Raw genomic sequence first — 22,939 nt, 5'->3', positions numbered from 1 at the left:
GATTTTTTGTTTAGGTTATAATTATTAAAATACTTAGAAGTTAAGGGGTTTTAAATGGACACTTTTAGAAGAAGCCTCCGTCATAAAAAAAGGCACAGGCTAAGAAATGTGTTTAGAAAAATTTCGAGCTTTATGTATAAGGTGCGCAGACTCTTTAAAGCTCTTTATAAATTGGCGTATAGATTTGTTAAGACTCACCTTCTTATCAGCGCAGGTGCTTTTGTCGTCTTTATCGGCATAATAGTTGGGATGGTATTTTTATTCGGCGGTACTGCCAACACCGGTGCAAACGTGGATGAAGATACTCTGAATGGCCTTACTGGAGAAGGCCTTACAGACGACGAATATTATACTTCTGATGATGTACTGGACCAAAACGTTATTGGCGTAATCATGGAAGAGATGACGAGTGATAAGGCAAAGATAATAATACAGGGTTTAGAAGAGCTCTCAAACGAGGCGATTGGAGCCGGGCAGATAACATCAGTGCGTTTTTACGATGCATCACAAGACAAAAACCAACAGATGCAGTATTTAAGGAGCATGATAAATTCTGGAGTTAAAGTTGTCATTTTATATATGAGCGACGAAGAGACTTTTAAGACAATGGCGAGCTTAGCTAAAGATTCTGATATCTACGTCGTCTCAATAGACGCGCCAGTAAAGAGCGGATATGATGTAAACATAGTATCAGACTTAGGTAACTACGGAAAGCAGTCCGCACAGGTGATTATAAGCAACGCGCAAAGCGGAAATATGCTTCCGATAGTAGAAAACGATATTTCAGAAATTGGGCAAAAGCGCCTTAATAATATACTTAATCTGTCAACATCCTCTGAGCGGATTAAGTTACCCCAGGTGTCTACAACGGCAAATAATGCTGCTAGCGACTTTAATTCGGCTTTGACAAGCGCTGAAGGGGAGCAGCCAAAAACTGCAGAAATTATAATTTCAGGTATAAGTATTTCAAAACAGGTTTTAAATGCAGCCATAAATGCGAACAAACTTCCCCGTGTATTTGTCGGCGGCGCATCTGCAGGATTTATAAAGCTTTGGTATACTCTTAAAACAAGCGGCGTTTCTGTAACGACAATGGATGAGACAACACAGCAAAATGTAACTATAACGCTTACCCAAGGCGCAGATAACCTGATTTTTGCAGAAATAGCGCCTCAGGCAAGCGGAGATGCAGCCTTAAGGTTTGCGCTGAGGTTTGCACAGGGGAAAATATTAAAGGCAGATGTGCTTGAAGATAATACGTACTACTTAAACGAATTTACACTGATAGACGATAATACACTTTCTACCTACTATGAGATGGTAAAGGATAAAGACGATTCTTATATGCTAACTAACAGCGTAGACGATGGAACCGTGGATTCATTTTTCGAAGATGCACCGGAGGCAAGTGCCCAGCAGTCTATGGATCCGTCGCTTATGCAGGATTAATAAATAAAAAAAAGCCGCTTTTAAAAGAGGCGGCTTTTTTAATGTTAAAGTTGCAAACATCCTCTTTTAAATGATATATTATTAATAACCGAAAGACTTCGGAGGTAACATGGGATATAAGGCTTTATACAGAGTGTGGCGCCCAAAAACTTTTGCAGAGTTAAAAGGGCAGGACCATATTACAGAAATTTTAAAAAATCAAATAAAACAAGAAAAAATTGCACATGCATACCTGTTTTCAGGGCCTAGGGGAACTGGCAAGACGAGCGTTGCAAAGATATTCGCGCGGGCTGTTAATTGTAAAAATCCGGTAGACGGCGAACCGTGCGGCGAATGTGAAAGCTGTAAAGAAATATTAAACGAAAACAGTATAGATGTGATTGAAATAGATGCCGCATCCAATAACGGCGTTGAAAATATACGCGACATTCGCGAAAATGTAAACCTGCTGCCTGCGGGAAGCAAGTTTAAAGTCTATATAGTAGACGAAGTGCACATGCTGACGATTCAGGCGTTTAATGCATTGTTAAAGACGCTGGAAGAACCGCCCGCGCACATTATTTTCATACTTGCAACGACGGACTTACAGCGCGTCCCGGCAACTATTTTATCCCGCTGCCAGCGGTTCGATTTTAAACGCATCGGCAAAAACGAGATAGTTAACCTTTTATCTAAAATAGCTTTAAAAGAAGGAATAAGTGTTGAAGATTCTGCATTATCTTATATAGCCCAGTCCGCAGAAGGAGGGCTAAGGGATGCTATTTCGCTTTTAGACCAGGTCAGCGCTTATGAAGGCGGAGTCACCATAAAAAATGTCGAAAAGGTACTGGGGGCAACGGATTCTTTAAAGATAATCAAAATAGCCAAAGCAACGGCCAATTACGATATGAAGGGTACCCTTTTGGCAGTACAGGATTTGCATGCGTCCGGTGCGGATATGGGCGTCTTGTTTAAGGATTTGGTATGCGTATTCAGGGACATGTATACTCTAAGCTTTATATCGGACGATATAGATTTAAAGTTTATCGGTGAGGACGTAAAGGAGCTAAAAAAGGCCGGGGCCAATATGGGCAAGGAAGCTCTTTTGAGGACAATAGACATATTGCTTTCAAAGGAAAAGGATTTGCGGTATGCTTTTTCACCGGAGATATTGATACAGACGGCCCTTTTATCGGCCATGTCGCCGGAAGATAAAAAGCAGGAAAACATATCCGAGAGGATAGACAAACTTGAAAGCGTATATAAAAATATACAAAAGGACAGTAAAAATACTGAAGTAACTGAAAGTAAAAAAGAGGTGAAACCTCTAAAAACGATAGATATTGATAAAACGGTATCCCCGTTGAAGATAAAAGAAGATTTAAAGGCAAAAGAGACTTTTAAGGAACATGAAACGCCAAAAACCGGTAATGTCGAGTGGGAGTCTTTAGTAAAGGCGAGTAAGAGCAAAGCGGCGTTTTTATATGAGCATTTTTTAAGGCTTAGATTTATAAGTGAAGATAAAGATGTTATTTGCTTAAGCTGCCCGGAGAAAAGCTCTATTTCAGCAGACATACTTTTAAGCTCTGCGGCAAAAGATGTGATAAAGAAATTAACTAAAGAATTTTACGGACGGGATATGTCACTTATCATTAAAGTAGATAAAGAACAGGCGGCTTTTGATTTTACAGACGATACAATTGAGATAATATAAAAAATTGGGAGGATTTTCTATGAAAAAAGGATACGGCGGCGGCTTCGGAGGCGGAATGAACATGCAGCAGATGGTAGCACAAGCGCAGAAAATGCAGCAGGATATGGCAAAGGCGCAGGAGAGCTTAAAAGAAGAGGAAGTAACCTCAACGGTTGGCGGAGGTACTATCACAGTTAGTGCAACTGCCGATAAGGCGATAAAGAGCATTGAAATAAAGCCGGAAGTGGTTGACCCAGACGACGTAGAAATGCTTCAGGATTTAGTTTTAGCCGCAGTTAATGAGGCGCTTAATCTGGCGGAGAGCAAAAGCCGCGAGATAATGGGAAAGGTTACGGGCGGAGTAAACGTGCCGGGGTTATTTTAATTAATGCAGCATAAATTAGAGCCGCTTGTACGCCTGGCGAGCAGGTTTGAACGTCTGCCGGGCATCGGGCCGAAAACTGCCAGAAGGCTTGCATATTTTATGATACATATGCCCAAAGATGAAGTTGAAGGGTTTGCACGTGATATGGTCGCAAGTAAAGAGGCAATACACGAATGTACTATATGCGGCAACTTAACTGACAGGCAAAATTGCTATATCTGCGATGACAGTTTAAGGGACAAAGGTATCATCTGCGTCGTAGCTGATGCAAAAGATGTAAACGCAATTGAAAACACATCGGAGTTTTCAGGAGTTTATCATGTGCTTGGCGGTACCATATCGCCGATAGACGGTATTGGCCCTGATGATATAAGGATAGACAAACTGTTATCACGTATAGGCGAAGGAAACGTAAGAGAAATAATACTTGCTACTAATCCGGATATAAAGGGTGAGGCAACAGCCGCTTATATTGCACGTATACTAAAGGATAAAAACGTTAAGGTAACGCGTATAGCCTATGGGATACCGATAGGAGGAGACGTTGAATATACCGATCAGGTTACTTTGTCACGTGCTCTATCCGGAAGGCGGGAATACTAAACTAAAAAATAGTATTTATTGACATGCAATTTGTTTGGGCATATAATGGCATTAATTTAAAAATATTTGCCGTTGAACGAAAACAAGTAACTTAAAAACAAGTTTTAAAAGAGAGGCGTTTTTAAGCTGAAAGAACGCTAAAACAGTTTATAAGCGAAACCATTTTGGGAGGTAACCGCATGTAACATGCGTTAAAATGTTTGAATTAAGAAAGCTTTTTAAGCTGTCCGCTTTTAGCGGGAATTTGGGTGGAACCGCGGTATAATTCGTCCCTTTATGGGGCGATTTTTGTTTTTTAAAAATATTTAGGAGAGGATTTATATGGATATTAAGCTAAGTGACGGGAAGAGAGTATCTTATGAAAATGAAGTTAAACCGATAGAAATAGCAAAGGATATAAGCAAGCGGCTAGCGCGTGAGGCACTGGTTGCTGAAGTTAATGGAAAGATAGCAGATTTAACAGCACCTATTAAAGAAGACTCTGAGCTTAAACTACTGACATTTGAAGACGAGGCTGGCAAAAAGGCCCTTAGGCACAGCGCTTCGCATATTATGGCACAAGCTGTAAAGAGATTGTATCCGGGGATTAAACTGGCTATCGGACCTGCCATAGACAATGGATTTTATTATGATTTTGATATAGATAAGCCTTTTTCAATAGAGGAGCTTGACAGTATAGAACATGAAATGGCAAAGATAGTAAAGGAAAATATGCCTATAGAACGCTTTACACTGCCGAGAAATGAAGCAATAAAGTATATGGGCGGTATGGGAGAGACATATAAAGTTGAGCTTATTGAGGCTTTGCCTGAGGGAGAGACGATAAGTTTTTATCGCCAGGGAGAATTTGTAGATCTCTGTGCCGGCCCTCACGTACCCTCTACCGGATATGTGGAACATTTTAAGCTTCTAAGTGTTGCAGGTGCGTATTGGCGCGGAGATGAGAAAAACAAGATGCTTCAGCGTATCTATGGTACTGCATTTACGAAAAAGAGCGACCTTGAGGATTATCTTAACAGGCTTGAAGAGGCAAAAAAACGAGATCACAGGAAACTGGGAAAAGAACTTGATTTATTCAGCATCCATGAAGAAGGCCCCGGATTTCCTTTTTACCACCCAAAGGGCGTTATTCTAATGAACAACTTGATAGATTTCTGGAGAAAAGAACATGTAAAACGCGGCTATGAGGAGATAAAGACTCCTATGATACTGAACCGCGACCTCTGGATACGCTCCGGGCATTGGGATCACTATAAAGAAAACATGTATTTTACAAAGATAGACGATATGGACTATGCGGTAAAGCCAATGAACTGCCCGGGCGGTATGATAACTTATAAGAGAAAGACACCCAGTTACCGTGAACTGCCTATACGGCTTGCGGAATTAGGGCTTGTGCACCGCCACGAACTTTCCGGTGCCCTTCATGGGCTTATGCGCGTCCGGTGCTTTACTCAGGACGATGCACATATATTCATGACAAAAGATCAGATAAAACAGGAGATATTTAACGTTATAGATTTAACGGATTATTTTTACTCAGTATTCGGCTTTAAATATCATGTGGAATTATCTACGCGGCCTGAAGACAGCATGGGTAGCGATAAAGACTGGGAAGAAGCCACAAATGCACTAAAAGAAGCTTTAATAGAAAAGGGCATGGAGTTTACGATAAACGAGGGAGACGGGGCATTTTACGGCCCTAAGATAGATTTTCATTTGGAAGATTCAATAGGCCGTACGTGGCAGTGCGGCACGATACAGCTCGATTTCCAGATGCCTGAAAAATTTGATTTAAATTATATAGGCGAAGACGGTGAAAAGCACCGCCCTGTAATGATACACCGAGTTGTTTTCGGCAGTATAGACAGATTTATAGGTATTTTGACAGAACACTTTGCCGGTGCATTCCCACTTTGGATATCCCCGGTACAGGTAAAAGTAATATCACTGACTGAAAAGACTATTAACGAGGCAAAAGCTATATATGAAAAACTGTTAGAAGAAGAAATACGCGCCGAACTCGATATAAGGAATGAAAAGGTAGGTTATAAGATACGTGAAGCAGCAGCGCAGAAAACACCTTATATGCTGATTATCGGAGATAAGGAAGTAGCAGAAAATGTTGTAGCGGTGCGCAAGAGAAAGGCAGGAGACATAGGGAAAATGTCTCTTGACCAATTCATAAAATTGCTTAAAGATGGTATCAAAGATAAATCAAATGATTAGTTTCAGGGAGGATTAATTAATGGACGAATCAAGAGTCGCATTTTATATTTTTAATAAACCCATATACTGGTATGCGATCATAATAGTTGCGGGTATTATTGCGGCTACGATAATAGCAGTACGTGAAGCAAGAAAAAAAGGCTACAATGCCGATATGATACTCGATTTTATTATTTTGGCGCTGCCTTTGGCAATCATAGGTGCAAGAATTTACTATGTAGCATTTGAGTGGGAACTATATTCAAGCGATTTATTAAGCATCCTTTATATATGGAATGGTGGGCTAGCATTGTACGGGGGCTTGATAGGCGGAATAATCGCCGCAATTATTTTTTGCAAGTGGAAAAAAGTCCCGTTTGGGGATTTAATAGATATAGTGGCTCCCTCCATTGTATTGGCGCAGGCAGTTGGCCGCTGGGGCAACTTTGCTAATCAAGAGGCATTCGGAGCCGCAGTTACTAATCCTTCGCTGCAGTTTTTCCCGTTAGCAGTATATATCGATTCTTTAAGCGGCTGGTATATGGCCACATTCTTCTACGAATCTATATGGAATTTAGGTGTATTTTTCGCGCTGCTTCAATATAGAAAGAAACCAAGGGAACGCGGCAATGTATTCGCCTTATATCTAATGCTTTACGGAATAGGCAGGGCTATAATTGAAGGCTTTAGAACGGACAGTTTATATCTTATCCGCTGGGGAAATGCCGAATCTGTCTATAATTCAGTGATATTCGACGGCATCAGGATATCGCAGCTTTTAAGCCTGCTGATGGTTGCCGGTGCCATAGCATATTTTATTTGGAGGAGGCACCACGCACTAAAAGAACTAGCTTACAGTGGCGAAGCATATTCTATTGAATATGAACTTAAGCAAAGGGAGAAGCTAAATGCTTTAAAAGATGAAAAGAAAATAAAGAATAATATTAAACATAAAAAAACTGACGATGTAGATAGCAACCAGGGTGATTCAGGCAATACGGTAAGCAAGCCTGAAAGTTAAAAGATAGATAATATTATCTTTAATTTAAACATTTAAAATAAAAAGGCTATTTAGAGAAATATCCTATAGTCTTTTTATTTTATACAAAATTTTTTATATCAATTTAGCATACTTCGACAAACATTTAAGCCGAAAAAAAGTATATTATAGACATCACATAGGAGGACAAGCGCATGGTAAAGTTGAAAAAGACGATAACAGGAAAATATAGGCCCGAAGATGTTGAATGCTATATAAGGCAGGTAAGGGCGGAACTTGAAACTACTCTTAAGGAGCAAAGCGACAGAATAACAGACTTAAAAGAAGAAAACATACTGTTAAAAGACCAACTGGAGTCTTTTAAAGAAAAAGAAGCGTATATATTAGATACCATGCAAAGAGCCGAAAAAATGTCCGGGGATATAATAGACGACGCTAATTTGGAAGCGGCAAAAAGGCTTTTTAAAGTGGCTGAAAGGGAAAAACAATTACAAAGGCTTAATGGTGTATATGTAGATAAGCTCGTAGCAGTAAAAAAATATATATCCATGCTTCTTACAAATATAGTTGAAGTTATAGATACGTAAAAAGCGAAGAGGTAAATCCTTCGCAAAATGGGAACAATGATTTTATGCGTATATTGGAAAATTTAAAGACACAAAAAACAGGTGGAGGCAAGTGCAATAAAGCCTCTTAGATCAAGAAATATTCTTAATTAAAGTTGGTTTCTTCCATAAAAGAAAGGAAGGGAACAGGTGCTCTTCCTTTCTTTATGTAAAAGTATAATGTATTTTTTAGAATTTAAAGGAGTTTTTTATATTAACAGCGTATTTTATATTTAAAAGCAGATTGAAAAGCGTGGTATTTTATGTTTAGGGAATATTTGGAAGAACTTGAAGAAAAAAGTTATCGCCTTATGCCAAGAAAAGTATTGAGACTTTGGGCAGGGAAAAGCCTATCGCTCCGTGCGACATACGTACAGAATTTCAAAGGGATAAAGACCGTATTTTGCATTGCAAGTCTTTTAGAAGGCTAAAGCATAAGACGCAGGTGTTTTTAACGCCGGATGGAGATCATTACAGGACAAGGCTTACACATACGCTTGAAGTCTCGCAGATAGCGAGGACTATAGCTCGTGCTTTAAGATTAAATGAGGATTTATCAGAGGCTATCTCGCTGGGGCATGATTTAGGGCATACTCCTTTTGGACATGCAGGCGAGCGGGTCTTAGATGAGATAACAGGGCATTTTGCACATAATGAACAGAGCCTTAGGATCGTAGAACATTTAGAAAACGGCGAAGGGCTTAATTTGACTTTTGAAGTTAGAGACGGTATATTAAACCATAAAAAGGGTTTAAAGCCAATAACTCTTGAAGGCGTAGTAGTAAACTTTTCGGACAGGATCGCATATATAAACCACGATATAGACGATGCCATCCGCGCAAAGATCATAAGCTTAAATGATATCCCCAAAGAATGTAGGAGCTTGGGGCTGACACATGGCCAGCGCATCGACTCCATGATAAGGGATATAATTACTAACAGCTTTATGAAAGACCAAATTATAATGTCCAACGAAGTCAGTGAAAAAACTGATATTTTACGGGAATTCATGTTTAAAAATGTTTATATAGGTTCTGCTGCAAAGGTTGAAGAAAAAAAGGCGGAACAGATGGTAGCAACGCTTTACAATTATTTTTTAAATAATATAGATGCGCTTCCAGAAGAAACAAGAAATATGATAGACAAATACGGCAAAGAAACCTGCACGCTAGATTACATATCAGGCATGACAGACAGATTCGCGATAAAAACTTTCAGCGACTTATTTTTACCATGCGGCTGGCATAGTTATTAATTTTTTTGGAGAACAAAATGCAAAGACTGCCGGACAACTTTTTATCCGAGCTTATAAGTAAAAACGATATAGTAGACGTCGTTTCAAAATATGTAACGCTTAAACAAAGCGGCGTTAACTTCTGGGGGCTGTGCCCTTTTCACAATGAAAAGACGCCGTCTTTTTCTGTTAGCCCACAAAAACAGATGTTTTATTGCTTTGGCTGCAAAACCGGAGGCGGTGTTATCCAGTTTATCATGAAGATAGAGAAGCTCGAGTTTATGCCGGCTGTAGAGTTTTTGGCAAACAGGGTAAACATGGAGATGCCGAAACTTGTAGATGATGAGAATTACAAGAGAAAAAAACAGCTTATCAAACGCATTTATGAGATAAATAAAGCTGCGGCGCTATTTTACCATCAAAACCTGCTGGCAGAAGAAAATTCAAAGGCAGTCTCTTATTTAAATGATAGAGGTATAGAAAAGGGAATAATAAAACGTTTCGGCCTTGGATTTTCACCAAATAAAAGTAAAAGCTTATTTGAACATCTAACGGGTATGAATTTTTTGAAAAGCGATATTTTAGCCGCCGACCTTGCGCGCACTAAAGACGGGCGTGTTTACGATACATTCAGAAACCGTATAATGTTTCCGATAATAGATACTTTTGGACAAGTGCTTGCTTTTGGCGGAAGGGTTATGGACGATAAGCTGCCAAAATATCTAAATTCTTCAGACACGCCTGTATTTAACAAACGTAAGAACCTTTATGCAATAAATTTAATAAAAAAACAAAGGGGATTAAAGGCTGCAATTTTACTGGAAGGGTATATGGACGTTATTTCCCTTAACGCCGCGGGGATACCAGGGACTCTGGCCTCGCTTGGGACTTCGTTTACCCGTGAACAGGCGTATCTTATAAAAAGGTTCTGCTCAAACGTATGTATATCATATGACGGGGATTTTGCAGGGCAGACCGCGGCAGTGAAAGCAGCGGATATTCTGGAACAGTGCGGCATAAACGTGCGTATTATAACGTTTGAGCAGGGTATGGATCCAGATGATTTTGTTAGGAAATTTGGTACGGGGGCCTATAACAAAAAACTCAGTTCGTCTCTTACTGTAATGGACTTTAGGCTTGACAGGATAAAAGAAAAATACGATTTTTCAAAAAAAGACGATAAGATGGACTATTCCGTTGAAGCCTCTAAGCTTTTGTCTAATGAAAAAAGCCCGGTTAAGGTAGAGAGGTATGCAAAGAGATTAAGCAATGAAACAGGATTTAGTGTGGATGCTATTCTTAGGCAGATAAAAAGTTATTCAGGCGATGAGAATAGCGTTGGAAATATAAGGTATAATAATATTGCGGGTGAACACTCAAGTGAGCATGCGAATAGAACGGAAAGGGCGTTAATATTATGCCTTATCCGCAATAGGGAGTTGCTAAATAAGGCAAGTAAAGACATAAAAGACGAAATGATTGTAGATAAATTCAATAAAAAGATATTTAATCTACTAATTGATAGTATAAAAAAAGGAGTTTTGCTGTCAAATGCAGAATTAATAACAAAGTTATCTAATGATGAAGAAATTACTTATCTCTCAAGGCTGGTTCTTGAGGATGAAGAACAAAGTTACGACGAAGAATATTATGATAACTTGAGAAAGAAACTTATCGTAGCAGATTTAAATAGACAAAGAGAAAAAATCATTGAGAAATTAAGCAGCGTGGATTCAGATCCTAAGTTGCTTGCAGAGCTTTCTTCAATAGATAAACGAATTTACGATGAGAAACTTTAAAATATTTATATGAAGGTGATGAGTTGGCAGGTAAGGAGAAAGTGCCGTCGAATTTAAAAAATCTAAATGATGCAAACGACCTACGGACGGAAGATGAAAAAATAAATAAAATTTTAGAGGCAGGGCGTTCTAAAGGTAGTATCAGTTATAAAGAAATCAACGATACGCTGGATGAAGTTGAAATAAAACCGGAATCTTTGGAAAAACTTTTAGATATTTTGGAGCGTCTAAATATTGAAGTTACAGACGAAGATATAGAACCCGACCTTAAAAAGATCGAAGAAGAACCTGAAGAGGTAGTGCAGGATGAGGTATTTGTAGCGCCTGAAGGGGTCAGCATCGATGATCCTGTACGCATGTATCTAAAAGAAATCGGGAAAGTTGCTCTATTATCTCCTGCGGAAGAAATCGATTTAGCACAAAGGATGAACGATGGCGACGAAGCTGCAAAGAGAAAACTAGCCGAAGCTAATTTAAGGTTGGTCGTTAGCATAGCGAAACGTTATGTCGGCCGTGGCATGCAGTTTTTGGATTTGATTCAGGAGGGAAACTTAGGGCTTATAAAAGCCGTTGAAAAGTTCGATTATAGAAAAGGATATAAGTTTTCTACATATGCGACTTGGTGGATACGCCAGTCTATAACCCGCGCTATTGCGGACCAGGCGAGGACGATCCGTATCCCTGTACATATGGTTGAAACTATTAATAAACTAATACGAGTGTCAAGGAAACTGTTGCAGCAGTACGGAAGGGATCCACATCCTGAAGAAATAGCCCGTGAAATGGATATTTCTAAAGAAAAGGTTATGGAAATAATAAAGATAGCACAAGAGCCTGTGTCTTTAGAAACGCCGATAGGTGAAGAAGAAGACAGCCACTTAGGTGACTTTATTCCGGATGACGATGTTCCGGAGCCCGCTGATGCGGCTGCATTTACCCTTTTAAAAGAACAATTAACAGATGTTTTAGATACTTTGACTCCAAGAGAAGAAAAGGTTTTAAGGTTGCGCTTTGGTTTAGATGACGGCCGGGCAAGGACGCTTGAAGAAGTAGGTAAGGAATTTAATGTTACGCGTGAGCGTATTAGACAAATAGAAGCAAAAGCATTGAGAAAATTAAGGCATCCAAGCCGAAGCAAGAAATTGCGGGATTTCCTAAATTAAATTTTAGCTTGAAAATTAGTTTTAAAATGCACGGGAAGTGCATTTTTTAACTTATGCCAAATTAATTAAAAGGAGAACATGTGAGGAATTCAGTCCGTTTAAATGCCCTTTTGAATATTTCTCCGCAAATTGAAACCATTGCCGATATAGGGTGCGACCATGCGCTCTTAACCATAAAGTTTATAAAATCCGCTAAAGCTAAAAAAGGTATTGCAAGTGACATTAGTGAAAAATCCATAAAAAAGGCCGTTTTTTATTTAGAACAGGAAAATTTTAAGAACAGTGTTAGCTTAAGGGTAGGAGACGGGCTTTCTGTACTTAAGGAAGGCGAGGCAGACCTTATTGCCATTTGCGGACTCGGCGGAGATTTGATTTCAAATATAATTAGGGGTAACATCAAAATTGCAAAAAGTGCAGACTATCTGCTCATAAGCCCGCACACATCTGTAGCTGCTTTGAGAAAATGTCTGAATGAGGCAGGCTTTAAAATATTGAATGAAGATTTAGTCAAAGATGGCAGATGGATATACCAATTAATGCTTTATGTACCAGGTTATGAAGAGACATATTCGGAAAACGAACTGGAGTTTGGACGGATCAATATAAAAAAAGGCGGGCCTTATTTAAAACAGCTGATAAAAAAAAGGATACACGAGATGCAAAAAATGGGGCAGACCGCAAATGGGTCTACCTCAAAACGGGCGGTAAGCGCGTACAAAACGTCAGTTAAAAGGCTTGGGGAATTAAAGGAGTTGTTGAAAAAATATGAAACCATGTGAATTTGCAAAGATAATAGATAAGATAGCACCGGAAAAAACTGCCTGCTCATGGGACAACAGCGGCCTTATTATAGATTTAGGCAAAGACATAACCGGTATTATGATAGCCTTGGACTTAAAAGAAGAAGTGATTGATCAGGCTATTTTAAAAAAATGCAACATGATTCTAACTCATCATCCTATAATGTTTAATGCTATAAAGAGGATAAGTTCTGAAGATGAACAAGGAGAGTTGATAGCAAAGCTTATTATAAACGGAATATCTTTATACAGTGCTCATACGACGTTTGACGCATGCAGTGGCGGTATAAACGATGCCCTTGCAAAAAAACTTGGGCTTAACAAAGTTAAAGTTATAGCCGAACAAGAGGACAACTATCTAAAAGCTGTGGTGTTTGTGCCCAAAGGCTATGAAGATACGGTTTTTGAAGCTGCGGTTTCAGCAGGAGCCGCAACTATCGGCGATTACACTTCATGTTCATTTAGAAGTTTTGGAGTCGGCACATTTCGCCCGGGGGAATGCACGGATCCGTTTATAGGGAGTGAAAACAATCAAACGAGTGTTGAAGAGACCAGGATAGAGTTTATTCTAAACCCGGATATTTTAGATGATGTGTTAACGTTTATTAAAGAGGCACATCCGTATGAATGCCCGGTTATAGATGTTTATAAACTTAAAAGTCCTGTTAAAGAAATAGGAATTGCAAGAATAGGCGAGCTAAAAAATGATATTGCTGCAAAGGATTTCCTAAAATTCATAAAGGAAAAATTAAATTTAAATACCTTGCGGGTATCAGGCGATATGAATATGAAAATAAGAAAAGTATGCGTTTGCGGAGGAGGTGGAGACGGTTTAACTAAAAGTGCATATATTGCAGGAGCAGACGCATTTATAACAGGGGAGTTAAAATATTCAACGCATTTAACGGCAAAGAAAATGGGTATGCTGCTAATCGAGGCAGGGCATTACGAAACGGAAATCGTATTCGTAAATGCAATCTATTCCTGTTTACAAGAAAGCAAGAATATAGTAAAATATAATGTACAGCTTTTTGAAGAAGAGAAAAGATGTCCGTATATTTACATTTAAGATGATTTTAGGAGGGAAGATATTTGGATCAGCTGGCAAAACTCTACGAATATCAGCAGATAGAATTAGAACTTGAAGAGAGAGAGTTAAAATTTAAAGAGACGGACACACGCAAAAAATTACTTGTGCGTCAGAAATATTTTCAAAATGCGAACAACGTTATTAAACGCATAGAAAAAGATATTTTAGTGCGCCAAAATACTATAGCAGAAGTTGAAAATGCAACGCTGAAACTTGTTTCGGAGAAGCAAGAACTTGATAAGAAACTAGATAATTTAAGTAATGATACAGGTGGTAAATCTATTGATGATATAAAAGGGATGCTTCACGAGCATGAAGCAGTTATGGACATGATTTCTAAGAATAAAAGGTTGGTTCTGGAAGCAAAAAAAGCTTCTGAAAAGGCAGATGAGGAATTAAAAAATATATTGCCGCAGATGTCTAAGGTAAAAAAAGAGTTTAACGAATTAAAGCTTATATATTTAAAAGAAATGGAAGATGGTTCTCCTGAAATAACAGAACTTAAGAAAAAGGCGGATAAGGTCGCCAAGGGAATTGACGCTTCCATTATGAAGAAGTATAATTTAATTAAGAGGACAGTAAAAGACCCGGTTGCATTCATCATCGAAGGAAACAAATGCTCCGGCTGTAATATGCAGCTTCCTTCTGGAAACTTAGGAAGCATGAAAAACAGCAGTAAAATTTTTGAATGCGATAACTGTGGCAGAATATTAATAGTGAAGTAATGTTTGAGCTAGCTGGGCGGTCGCGTGCTTATTTGCACGAGGAAAGTCCGAGCACCTAAGGGCAGGGCGCCGGGTAACACCCGGTGGAGGCGACTCTAAGGAAAGTGCAACAGAGATATACCGCATGGGTTTCCCATGCAAGGGTGGAAAGGTGAGGCAAGAGCTCACCAGCGGCGTGGAGACATGCCGGCTATGTAAACCCCGTCTGGTGCAAGATTGAATTGGGGGCATTTAATGGCGGCCCGCCACGCCCCTTGTAATCGCTTGAGCCTGCGCGGTAACGGCAGGCCTAGATAGATGACCGTCTTTGACAGAACTCGGCTTACAGGCTTGACTCAAACTTATTTTTTTATGGAGCTTAAGTTTTTTTAAGCTCTATTTTAAATAAAAAGGTTATTTTTATATGTGTTGCTAAAACACATTACTTTATGGTAAACTATATAGCAGTTTATTTATGAAAATATAAACAATTGGTTTTGTAAGGTTTTGGAGGAAAAAATGGGCAATAAAGTAGAAAAAATTGGCGGAAACAAAGTAAAAATTGAATTTAGCATATCACCTGAAACGTTTGAAGATGCGATTTCTCGTGCCTTTGCAAAAAACAAAGATAAATTCAGTGTGCCTGGCTTTAGAAAAGGAAAAGCTCCTAGGGCGATAGTTGAAAAACATTATGGCGACAGCGTATTATTTGAGGAAGCGTTCGATATAGCATTTCCTGAGGAATATGCGAAAGTTGTCGAAGAGACTAAGATAGATCCGGTTGCGCACCCTGAGATAGATATAACTTCATTTGATAAGGCTAAGGGAATAGATATAAAAGTTGAAGTTTTTGTTAAACCTGAAGTTAAATTAGGCAGTTATACGGGAGTTGAGGCTTCAAAAAAACAGGTTAAAATTACAGAAAAAGACGTTAATGAAGAACTTAACAGATTACTTGAGAAAAACGCGAGATGGGAAGCAGTTGAAGACGAGGCAAAACTTAATGATCGTGTTACAATAGATTATTCCGGATCTGTAGACGGAGTTAAGTTCGAAGGCGGAACAGCAGAAAAGCAGCCTTTAGAACTAGGATCAAAGACCTTTATACCGGGCTTTGAAGAGCAGGTGGTCGGCATGAAGATAGGCGAGGAAAGAGATATCAAAGTAACTTTCCCAAAAGAATACCATGCAAAAGAGCTGGCCGGCAAAGAGGCGGTATTTGCAGTTAAATTACATGATATAAAGAGAAAAGAACTAGATGAATTAGACGATGAATTTGCAAAGGACGTCTCAGAATTCGAGACGCTTGCAGAGCTCAAAAAAGATATTAAAAAGAGATTAAAAGCAGAAGCGGAGAAAAAAGCAAAAGAAGAAACTGAAGACGAAGTTTTAAGAAAAATAGTTGATGGATGTGAAATAGATGTTCCGTCTCCGATGATAGAACTTCAAATTGATAGACAAATCGAGAGACTTGAATATAATTTAATGTATCAGGGTATAAAATTAGAGGATTATCTAAAGTATACCGGTACAAAGATGGAGGATTTAAGAGCACAGCATGAAGATACGGCTAAAAGTGCAGTGCGTTCGCACTTGGTTATAGAAGCTATTGCCAAAAAAGAAGACATTGAGACAACTGAAGAAGACTTAAACAAGTTCTTTAAAGAGGAATCTAAAAAGGCAAATAAGACTGTAGAAGAATATAAAAAATTAATAGGCAGCGATGGTATAGAAAATATTACTGCAAGACTTGCATTTGAAAAGACGCTTAAATTTATATTTGACAGCATAAACTATGTTGAGCAAAAAAAAGAGGAGAAGGCAGAGAAGAAAGCTCCTGCTACATCTACCGCCAAAAAGAGCGCTTCTAAAACAGGGGCAAAAACTACGGCGAAAAAGTAAAAGATTCAAGAGTAATAACACTTAAAACCAGGAAGGAGAGCGTAAATGAATTTAATTCCAATGGTAATAGAACAGACCGGAAAAGGCGAACGTTCCTACGACATATATTCAAGGCTTCTTCGCGACAGGATTGTATTTGTAACCGGCGAAATAACAGATGAAACTGCGGATTTAGTCATAGCTCAGCTTATTTTTCTTGAAGCAGAGGACCCGGATAAAGAGATATTTATGTATATAAACAGCCCGGGCGGCTCTGTAACCGCTGGACTTGCCATATACGATACGATGCAGTATATACGCTGTGAAGTTAGCACTATCTGTATCGGCCTTGCGGCATCTATGGGTGCGTTTTTACTTACTGCGGGAGCCAAAGGAAAGAGAAAAAGCCTTCCAAATTGCGAGATTTTGATACATCAGCCTATGGGCGGGGCAAAAGGCCAGGCTACTGATATAGCTATCCACGCAGAACAAATAATCAAGATAAAGAATAAACTAAATAAGATTATGAGTGAAAGAACCGGGCAGCCGATAAAGAGGATAGCAGAAGATACTGAAAGGGATTTTTATATGAGTGCTGAGGCCGCCAAAGAATATGGAATGGTCGACGAGATAATTCCTCCAAGACACTAGAATATTTAAGGAGGGGAAAATGGATAAATTTTTTGAAGATACAAAATACGCAAAATGTTCGTTTTGCGGTAAGAGCCAGGATCAGGTCCGCAGGTTAGTTGCAGGGCCGGGCGTGTTTATATGCGATGCCTGTGTTGAGCTGTGTCATGATATAGTTTATGAAGACTATCAGGAAGACAGCGAGCTTAACTTAGACGAAGTTTTAAAACCGTCTCAGATCTATGAAATATTAAATGATTATATAGTCGGGCAGGATCAAGCGAAAAAGACGCTTGCTGTTGCTGTATATAATCATTATAAGCGTGTCCGTGCAGGAAATTTAAAGGAAAACGATGTGGAACTTCAGAAGAGCAACGTGGTTATGATGGGGCCCACAGGCTGCGGCAAAACGTTTTTGGCACAGACGCTGGCAAAGATCTTAAACGTCCCGTTTGCAATGGCAGACGCAACGGCATTGACCGAAGCCGGCTATGTAGGTGAAGACGTAGAAAACATACTTTTAAAGCTGATACAATCAGCGGATTACAACGTAGAAAAGGCACAGCAGGGCATAATATATATAGACGAAATAGATAAAATTGCAAGAAAGAGTGACAACCCGTCTATAACCCGTGATGTTTCGGGAGAAGGTGTTCAGCAGGCGCTTTTAAAGATAATCGAAGGAACAGTTGCGAGCGTACCTCCGCAGGGAGGCAGGAAGCATCCGCAGCAGGAGTTTATACAGATAGATACAACAAACATACTTTTTATCTGCGGCGGAGCATTCGGAGGGCTTGAGGGCATAATCGAAAGGCGTGTAGGCAAGAAATCTATGGGGTTTGGAGCCGAAGTTTCATCTAAGAAGAAAAAAGATTTAGGGGAGCTTTATAGCCAGGTTTTACCTGAAGACCTGTTGAAATTTGGCTTAATACCTGAGTTTGTAGGAAGGGTTCCTATTATAGTAACGCTTAATGCACTCGATGAAGATGCGCTTGTCGATATCCTTAAAAAGCCAAAGAACGCGCTTATAAAGCAGTTCACAAAACTTCTCAATATGGATGGAGTACAGCTTGAGTTCGAAGAAGATGCTATAAGGGAAATAGCCAAACTGGCACTTGCAAGGAACACTGGCGCAAGGGGCTTAAGGGCTATTCTTGAAGGCATAATGTTAGACATAATGTTTGATGTCCCATCAAGAGACGATGTTAAGAAGTGTGTGATAACTAAAGATACGGTCATCAACAAGAGTATGCCTGTCTTGATACTTGGTGATAAACAGCCTAAGAAATTAAGCGATACTAAAGGGAAAAAAGAAGTAGTCGGATAAAATAAATTAGGCTAAATAGAATAAATATTAAACTAAGCGGCGGAACTATCCGCCGCTTTTGGATTTTTAAGGTAATATAAGACTTGATATAAAAGTAGATAATAAGTTATAATTGGCTTAAAAGACAAGGAGAAAAATGCATGGACGAAACACTAAAAGAAACCAGAACTATGTCTATGGTAGCGCTCAGGGGAATGGTTGTTTTTCCCTATATGGTGCTGCATTTTGATGTTGGCAGAAAAAAATCCATTGCTGCGCTTGAACAGGCTATGGCCAAAAATCAAGTGGTGTTTTTAAGTGCGCAAAAAGATATAAATACTTACGAACCCAATTTTGATGATGTAAACAAGATGGGTACTATATGTAAGATAAAACAGGTCTTAAAACTGCCGGGAGATAATATCCGCGTTATGGTAGAAGGTTTGTGCCGCGGAGAACTTATGAGCTTCAATGAAGAAAAGGATTATTTGAGTGCGGAAGTCAGAAAAGTTGAGGAGCCAAACGAAGAAGCGGCACCGACACCTTCTGAAGAAGCCCATATGAGGACACTCATGTCTCTTTACATGACATATGCGCGCCAAAGCGGCCGTATTTCGCCTGAATCCGTTGTGTCAGTCGGCGAGATAAAGGTGCCTGGCAGGCTTGCAGATACTGTCGCTGCTAATTCGCTTTTCAAATTAGAGGACAAGCAGAGCATTATAGAATGCATAGACGTTGAAAAGCGTTTAAAGCTTTTAATAGATATGATAACCCGTGAAATTGAGATTTTAGGTATAGAAAACGAAATCGGACGTTCGCTAAAGAAACAGATAGAAAAATCCCAGAGAGAATATTATCTAAGAGAGCAGATGAAAGTCATACAAAAGGAACTTGGCGAGGAAGAATCTATAACTGCCGAAGTTCAGGAGCTAACTGAGAAGATAGAAAAGTCTAAGATGAATGAAGAAGCAAAGCAAAAGGCAAAGAAGGAACTTTCAAGAATGGCTGTTATGTCTTCTTCATCTCCGGAAATAACCGTTATTAGGACTTACCTAGATTGGATAATAAGCTTGCCATGGGGAAAAGAGACTAAAGACGACCTTAATTTAAAACACATAAAACGTGTTTTAGATGAAGACCACTACGGCCTTGAAAACGTAAAGAAGCGTATTTTAGAATATATATCCGTCTGTAAAATGAAAAAAGACATGAGAGGGCCTATACTTTGTTTCGTCGGGCCTCCGGGAGTAGGCAAGACATCTATTGCAAAGTCTATAGCAAGGGCTTTGAAAAGAAAGTTTGTAAGGTCATCACTTGGCGGGGTCAAGGATGAGGCAGAATTAAGAGGCCACAGGAGGACATACATAGGTGCGATGCCAGGAAGGATCATTTCTTTGATAAAACAGGCGGGATCTATGAACCCGGTCTTTCTTTTAGATGAGATAGACAAGATGTCCAGCGATTATAAAGGGGACCCTGCTTCTGCAATGCTCGAAGTATTGGACCCTGAAATAAACAACACATTTGTAGACCACTATTTAGATATGCCATTTGACTTGTCTAAGGTAATGTTTTTAACGACAGCTAATAGTATAGACACTATACCACGCCCGCTTCTTGACAGGATGGAAGTAATAGAGCTTTCAAGCTATATGCTCATAGAAAAAATAAAGATAGCTAAAAAACACCTGATAAAAAAACAGCTTGTTGAGCATGCACTTACGCCTAAGATGCTGCGTATAAGCGATTCTGCAATAGAAGAAATAATCACCAACTATACTAATGAGCCGGGTGTCAGGAATTTAGAAAGGTCTATCGCAGCTATTTGCAGGAGAGCTGCTTGGAAGATAGTCGAAAACGATTTAAAGAGCATAAGCGTGACAAAGGCCAATTTACAAGAATATCTGGGCACGCCGAAATATAAAAATGAAGACATAAACCACGAGGATAAAATCGGCGTCGTTACCGGCCTTGCATGGACAGTTTCAGGAGGGCAGACTTTGCCTGTTGAGGCAACGGTAATGGAAGGAACGGGCAAATTAGAGTTAACAGGACATTTAGGGGATGTAATGAAGGAAAGCGCACGTGCAGGAATCAGCTATATACGAGCCAACAGCTCCAAATTAAAAATAGACATGGAGTTTTACAAAAACAAAGACCTTCATATACATTGTCCGCAGGGAGCAATCCCCAAAGACGGCCCATCTGCCGGCATAACGATAGTTACAGCTGTCGTCTCGGCGCTTACTAAGAAAAAAGTACGTGCGGATGTAGCGATGACGGGTGAAATAACTTTAACGGGAAGCGTTATTCCTATAGGCGGGTTAAAGGAAAAACTGCTGGCTGCTCAGCGTGCCGGCATCAAAACCGTTTTGATACCTAAGGATAATGAGCGCGATATAGACGAGATACCGGATGAAATTAAACATAAGTTAAACATAGTTTATATAAACGATATAATGCAGGCGCTTGAACTTAGCCTGATAGACTGATAAAAGGGGTTACAGTGGTAATAAAAAATGCACGATTTGTAAAAAGCATGCGCGCGCAAGAAGACTATTTAGATTTAGGGTTTCCGGAAATTGCCGTAGTAGGGCGCTCTAACGCGGGGAAATCCTCTTTGATAAACTGCCTTTGTAGAAACAGCAAATTAGCGCGTGTCAGCAAAGAGGCAGGCAAAACAAGGCTTATCAACTTTTTCTTATTAAATGAAGATAATGTTTTAGTAGACCTTCCGGGATACGGATATGCCAAAGTTTCCAAAAGTGAAAAAAATGCATGGGAAAGCATGGTAGAGGCCTATTTTAATGCGACCAAGCATTTGCAGGCTATATTAGTATTAATGGATATCCGCCATAGACCAAACGGGTTTGATAAGAGGATGCTTACGTGGGCGCAATATAACTGTATACCATTTGTACTAGTTGCGACTAAAGCGGATAAGATATCAAAAGCGCAAAGAAAGCAGCATATTGATGCTATGTTAAAAGAATTAGGCATACAATCCGGGATCGATATAGTTGCCTTTTCATCTCTTGATAAGACCGGCAGGGAAGAGCTGCTTAAAATAATGGAGAAATTTTATGATAGAGGAAAAGAAAAGTAAATGGGCGTTTATGCAATAGCAGACCTTCATCTTTCCGGATTTAGAGAAAAACCCATGAACATATTCGGGGAGAACTGGAACAACCATTGGGAAAAAATTAAAGACAGCTGGCATGAATGCGTGAAAGATGGCGATGTTGTACTTATCCCAGGTGACATAAGCTGGGCGATGAAGTTAAACGAAGTTAAGGTCGATATAGACGAAGTGTGCGCTTTGCCCGGAAAAAAGATATTATTACGCGGCAACCACGATTATTGGTGGAGTTCTTTAACTAAAGTGAATTCCATATTATCAAATAACACCTATGCGCTCCAAAACAATAGTTTTATTATAGGCGATTATGTAATAGTCGGTACACGCGGGTGGACCATGTCGATGGACAAAGCCACCAGCCAGGATTTAGTTATATATAACAGGGAAGTAGAGCGATTAAAACTTTCCGTTGCTTCCGTTGATGAAGTTGAGGCAGGAAGCAGGGCAAGGGTAGCTATGTTTCATTTTCCGCCGTTTAACGAGACTCACAGCCCCTCTGAACTTACAGATATTTTGGCACAGTTTAAAGTTTCAGAGGCGGTTTACGGGCATCTGCACGAAAAGAGTTTGAAAGGTGCATTTAACGGGCCGCTGGACGGAGTAAACTATTCCCTTGTGTCGTGTGACTATTTAGACTTTAAATTAAAGAAAATAATCTAATATTTGGTAAATAAGGGTTTTAAACACATTAAAAGCAGCTATTTTTAAAATAGTTGTTTTTAATTTATGAATTTTTTCAAAAAAATAAAGGAACTGTTGCATTTTTGGAGAATTATATTATAATAGTGGGTGAAAGTGGGTCTAAATGGTAATCTTAATGCAAAGGGGGTGAGAAAAATGCTGATTGGCGAATACCGTCATAGTGTGGATGTAAAGGGAAGGGTATTTATTCCATCAAAACTCAGGGAAGATTTAGGCGAAAAGTTTATTGTATCAAAGGGTATCGGCAATTGCTTGTTTGTTTTTGGCGCAGACGAGTGGGCAACTTTCTCATCCCGTTTAAAGACCTTACCCATTGCGGATAAAGCGGTCCAGGATTTTTTACGCATGCTGTTTGCAAGCGCATGCGAGTGTGAACTGGACAAACAGGGAAGGGCGCTTATTCCGCAAAGGCTAAGAAACCACGCGGGCATATCTGATGATGCAGTAATAATTGGTGTTATGACCCGCGCGGAGATCTGGTCTGGTGAAAATTGGGACAAATTCAACGAACGTCAATCTGAAGATTTTGAAAGTGCTTTGGAGAAGTTGTCTGAACTTGGTATTTGATA

The 22,939-nt window shown here is 39.5% G+C and carries 20 protein-coding genes and 1 other RNA gene; all 21 read left to right on the top strand.

Annotation, left to right across the window (positions count from 1 at the left end):
• The first annotated feature begins 171 nt into the window (after positions 1-171).
• Positions 172-1,449, top strand: coding sequence for a substrate-binding domain-containing protein (locus tag R2876_01565; protein ID MEZ4357308.1), 1,278 nt, complete (start codon positions 172-174; stop codon positions 1,447-1,449).
• A 109-nt stretch (positions 1,450-1,558) separates the two neighbouring features.
• Positions 1,559-3,142 (top strand): DNA polymerase III subunit gamma/tau, encoded by a 1,584-nt coding sequence (gene dnaX / locus R2876_01560; GenBank protein MEZ4357307.1) that lies wholly within the window; start codon positions 1,559-1,561, stop codon positions 3,140-3,142.
• 19 nt (positions 3,143-3,161) lie between these two features.
• Positions 3,162-3,506, top strand: coding sequence for a YbaB/EbfC family nucleoid-associated protein (locus R2876_01555; protein MEZ4357306.1), 345 nt, complete (start codon positions 3,162-3,164; stop codon positions 3,504-3,506).
• Positions 3,507-3,509: 3 nt separating this feature from the next.
• Positions 3,510-4,109, top strand: a complete 600-nt coding sequence (gene recR / locus R2876_01550; GenBank protein ID MEZ4357305.1) for a recombination mediator RecR — start codon at positions 3,510-3,512, stop codon at positions 4,107-4,109.
• Positions 4,110-4,430: 321 nt separating this feature from the next.
• Positions 4,431-6,338 (top strand): threonine--tRNA ligase, encoded by a 1,908-nt coding sequence (thrS, locus tag R2876_01545; protein ID MEZ4357304.1) that lies wholly within the window; start codon positions 4,431-4,433, stop codon positions 6,336-6,338.
• Between the two features lie 19 nt (positions 6,339-6,357).
• Entirely contained in the window at positions 6,358-7,338 is a 981-nt protein-coding gene (gene lgt / locus R2876_01540) for a prolipoprotein diacylglyceryl transferase (GenBank protein MEZ4357303.1), read from the top strand.
• A 173-nt stretch (positions 7,339-7,511) separates the two neighbouring features.
• Positions 7,512-7,904 carry a DivIVA domain-containing protein gene (locus tag R2876_01535; protein ID MEZ4357302.1) on the top strand — a complete coding sequence of 131 codons (393 nt, stop codon included), beginning with the start codon at positions 7,512-7,514 and terminating at the stop codon, positions 7,902-7,904.
• 352 nt (positions 7,905-8,256) lie between these two features.
• Complete coding sequence (locus R2876_01530) at positions 8,257-9,177, top strand: deoxyguanosinetriphosphate triphosphohydrolase (protein ID MEZ4357301.1); 921 nt, start codon at positions 8,257-8,259, stop codon at positions 9,175-9,177.
• 17 nt (positions 9,178-9,194) lie between these two features.
• A complete protein-coding gene (gene dnaG / locus R2876_01525; protein MEZ4357300.1) occupies positions 9,195-10,955 on the top strand; it encodes a DNA primase in 1,761 nt (586 codons plus the stop codon).
• A 41-nt stretch (positions 10,956-10,996) separates the two neighbouring features.
• Entirely contained in the window at positions 10,997-12,118 is a 1,122-nt protein-coding gene (rpoD, locus tag R2876_01520; protein MEZ4357299.1) for an RNA polymerase sigma factor RpoD, read from the top strand.
• An 80-nt stretch (positions 12,119-12,198) separates the two neighbouring features.
• Positions 12,199-12,897: a class I SAM-dependent methyltransferase gene (locus tag R2876_01515; protein MEZ4357298.1), complete on the top strand. Its 699-nt coding sequence runs from the start codon at positions 12,199-12,201 to the stop codon at positions 12,895-12,897.
• Complete coding sequence (locus R2876_01510) at positions 12,884-13,987, top strand: Nif3-like dinuclear metal center hexameric protein (GenBank protein ID MEZ4357297.1); 1,104 nt, start codon at positions 12,884-12,886, stop codon at positions 13,985-13,987. Before R2876_01515 ends, R2876_01510 begins: the two co-directional genes overlap by 14 nt.
• Positions 13,988-14,010: 23 nt before the next feature.
• Positions 14,011-14,733, top strand: a complete 723-nt coding sequence (locus tag R2876_01505) for a C4-type zinc ribbon domain-containing protein (GenBank protein ID MEZ4357296.1) — start codon at positions 14,011-14,013, stop codon at positions 14,731-14,733.
• Between the two features lie 4 nt (positions 14,734-14,737).
• Positions 14,738-15,075: RNase P RNA component class A (rnpB, locus tag R2876_01500), an RNA gene on the top strand.
• Positions 15,076-15,231: 156 nt separating this feature from the next.
• Complete coding sequence (gene tig, locus R2876_01495; GenBank protein MEZ4357295.1) at positions 15,232-16,614, top strand: trigger factor; 1,383 nt, start codon at positions 15,232-15,234, stop codon at positions 16,612-16,614.
• Between the two features lie 45 nt (positions 16,615-16,659).
• Positions 16,660-17,244: an ATP-dependent Clp endopeptidase proteolytic subunit ClpP gene (clpP, locus tag R2876_01490; protein MEZ4357294.1), complete on the top strand. Its 585-nt coding sequence runs from the start codon at positions 16,660-16,662 to the stop codon at positions 17,242-17,244.
• Between the two features lie 19 nt (positions 17,245-17,263).
• Complete coding sequence (gene clpX / locus R2876_01485; protein ID MEZ4357293.1) at positions 17,264-18,550, top strand: ATP-dependent Clp protease ATP-binding subunit ClpX; 1,287 nt, start codon at positions 17,264-17,266, stop codon at positions 18,548-18,550.
• A gap of 140 nt (positions 18,551-18,690) precedes the next feature.
• The gene (lon, locus tag R2876_01480; protein ID MEZ4357292.1) at positions 18,691-21,021 is read left to right on the top strand and encodes an endopeptidase La; all 2,331 of its coding nucleotides are present in this window, start codon (positions 18,691-18,693) and stop codon (positions 21,019-21,021) included.
• A gap of 14 nt (positions 21,022-21,035) precedes the next feature.
• Positions 21,036-21,635, top strand: a complete 600-nt coding sequence (gene yihA, locus R2876_01475; protein ID MEZ4357291.1) for a ribosome biogenesis GTP-binding protein YihA/YsxC — start codon at positions 21,036-21,038, stop codon at positions 21,633-21,635.
• Positions 21,636-22,328: a metallophosphoesterase gene (locus R2876_01470; protein MEZ4357290.1), complete on the top strand. Its 693-nt coding sequence runs from the start codon at positions 21,636-21,638 to the stop codon at positions 22,326-22,328.
• A 177-nt stretch (positions 22,329-22,505) separates the two neighbouring features.
• A complete protein-coding gene (gene mraZ / locus R2876_01465) occupies positions 22,506-22,937 on the top strand; it encodes a division/cell wall cluster transcriptional repressor MraZ (protein ID MEZ4357289.1) in 432 nt (143 codons plus the stop codon).
• Positions 22,938-22,939 lie beyond the last annotated feature (2 nt).

Source organism: Eubacteriales bacterium (assembly GCA_041390245.1).
Lineage (GTDB): Bacteria > Bacillota > Clostridia > Christensenellales > JAWKQI01 > JAWKQI01.
This window is presented reverse-complemented; position numbering and strand designations above follow the sequence as displayed.